Below are 2209 nucleotides of genomic sequence, written 5' to 3'. Positions count from 1 at the left end.
CCGGGTGGGCGCGCATGCGCGCGGTGCCGGCGGGCGGCGGGTTCGTCATGCGCTGCCGTACGACGCTCATGCCGGGGTCCGCCCGGACGGGCCAGCGCATGAGCCCGTGCCGCGCGTCGATCGTCGGGCTCACGACGACATCCTCGGCGGCCGTCTCGACGAGCTGGTCCAGCGTGGTGTCCAGGGCGCGGGCGAGCACGACGAGCTGGTCCAGGGCCAGTCGGCGCTGACCGTTCTCGATACGGCTGAGCGTGGACTGGCTGACCTGGGCGCGCGTGGCCAGCTCCTCCAGGGACCAGCCCTGCGCGACACGCAGCGCCCGGATCCGTTTGCGCACCAGGCTGTCCAGGTCGCCATTGTCTTGCGTCATGGGCAAGATTATATGCCGTAACCGCAAGGCGTGCCTATCGTCGTGACCGAACGCGGGAGCGGCTGGGGCCGAGCGCCCGCACCTCACCGGCCCCGGAATCCGCGCCCCGTCACGATCCGCGCCCGGCCATCGCCGTACGGCCGGTCCCGCACGCCCTTGTGAGAGGAACCCATGAGTACGAACCAGCCCGCACAGGCGATCGCCGCCGATCCGGGCGGCGCCACCGACGCGGGGGTGCCGGACGCCCGCCGACGCCGCACGATCCTCGTGACCGTGTGCGTCGCCCTGATGGCCGTCATCGCGTCGGTGTCGGGGCTCAACGTCGCCCAGCCCGACCTCGCGGTCGCCTTCGGCGCCTCCCAGCGCACCATCCTGTGGATCATCAACATCTACACCCTCACCCTGGCCGCGCTGCTCCTGCCGCTCGGCGCGCTCGGCGACCGCTGGGGCCGCAAGCCCATGCTCCTCACCGGTCTCACCGTCTTCGGCCTCGCCGGTGTGGCCGCCGGTCTCGCCCCGTCGGCGGACGTCATGCTCGCCGCACGGCTGTTCAGCGGCGTGGGCGCGGCCATGATCATGCCCATCACCCTCGCCGTCATCACCTCGACCTTCCCGAAGGAGGAGCGCGGACGGGCCATCGGCGTGTGGACCGCGGTGGCCGGAGGCGGCGGTGTCCTGGGGATGTTCCTCTCCGCCGCCCTGGTGGACGTGGCGAACTGGCGGTTGCTGTTCGTCCTGCCCGTCGCGCTCGCCGCCGTGGCACTCGGCATGGCGCTTCGCTCCGTTCCCGACTCCCGTGAGACGTCGGGGCATGCCTTCGACACCGTCGGCGCGCTGACCTCCGTCGTGGCCGTGGTCGGCCTCATCTTCGTCCTTCAGGAGGGGCCCGAGCGCGGCTGGAGCGCCCCCGCGACGCTGCTCGGCCTCGTCGTCGGCGCCCTCGCCGCCGTCGGGTTCGTGGTGCGGGAACTGCGCGGGCGCGAGGCCGCGCTCCTGGACGTGCGCCTCTTCGGCGAACGCTCGCCGGCCGGCGGTTCGATCACACTCCTGGTCGTCTTCGGCGTCCAGGCGGGCATCTTCGTGGTCCTCTTCCCGTTCTTCCAGGCCGTGCTCGGCTGGTCCGGCCTGCGGTCCACGCTGGCGCTCATGCCCATGGCCGTGCTCATGATGGCGGCCTCCGGTCTCGCCCCGCGGTCGGCCGCGCGCATCGGCGCCCGGCTCACCATGGCGACGGGAATCCTGCTGGCCGGCGCCGGTCTCGCCCTCATGGCCACCCTCGTCTCCGTCGACGGCGGCTACCTCTCCGTGCTGCCCGGCATGCTCGCCATGGGGCTGGGCATGGGGCTGGCGATGACGCCCTCCACCGAGGCCATCACCGGCGCCCTGCCGCGTGAGCGCCAGGGCGTCGCCTCCGCGCTCAACGACGTGACCCGGGAGTTCGGCACCGCGCTCGGCGTCGCCCTGCTGGGCGCGCTCCTGTCCGCCGGCTACCGCCACGCCATCGACTCCCGGCTCGACGGCGTACCCCAGGGCCCCGCCGACACGGCGCGCGAAGGCGTCGCCAACGCCCTGGAGGCCGCCCGGGGTGCGGGCTCCCACGCGTCGGCGCTGATCCGGGCCTCCCAGGAGTCGTTCGTCGACGGCTGGCAGCAGGCCATGTGGGCGGGCGTCGCGGTCATGGCCGCCCTGTTCCTCTACATCCTCACCCGAGGCCCGCTGCGCCCCGCGCCCGTACCGGAAGGCGGGGCGGACGCGAGGGAGGCCGCCGACGCCGTCGCCTCGTAACCGGTCGAGCGGCCCTCCCCCGGAGGCGCTGCCGCCGGACCGGGGGAGGCGCCG

Annotated in this window: 2 protein-coding genes; one reads left to right on the top strand and one right to left on the bottom strand. The window is 73.8% G+C overall.

Translation table 11 applies throughout. The annotated features are described in order from the left end of the window. Window positions 1-370 (bottom strand): helix-turn-helix domain-containing protein (locus DVH02_RS34520; protein WP_199566529.1); only part of this gene is annotated, 370 nt, incomplete at its 3' end. A gap of 171 nt (window positions 371-541) precedes the next feature. Between DVH02_RS34520 and DVH02_RS34515 the strand changes: the two genes are divergently transcribed. Next, entirely contained in the window at window positions 542-2155 is a 1614-nt protein-coding gene (locus DVH02_RS34515) for an MFS transporter (protein WP_114627760.1), read from the top strand. The last annotated feature ends 54 nt before the right edge of the window (window positions 2156-2209 follow it).

It is taken from the genome of Streptomyces corynorhini (assembly GCF_003346515.1).
Lineage (GTDB): Bacteria > Actinomycetota > Actinomycetes > Streptomycetales > Streptomycetaceae > Streptomyces > Streptomyces corynorhini.
This window is presented reverse-complemented; position numbering and strand designations above follow the sequence as displayed.

Coding starts and splice junctions, on each gene's coding strand:
- DVH02_RS34515 (WP_114627760.1), top strand. CDS start 542: ATGAGTACGAACCAGCCCGCACAGGCGATCGCCGCCGATCCGGGCGGC.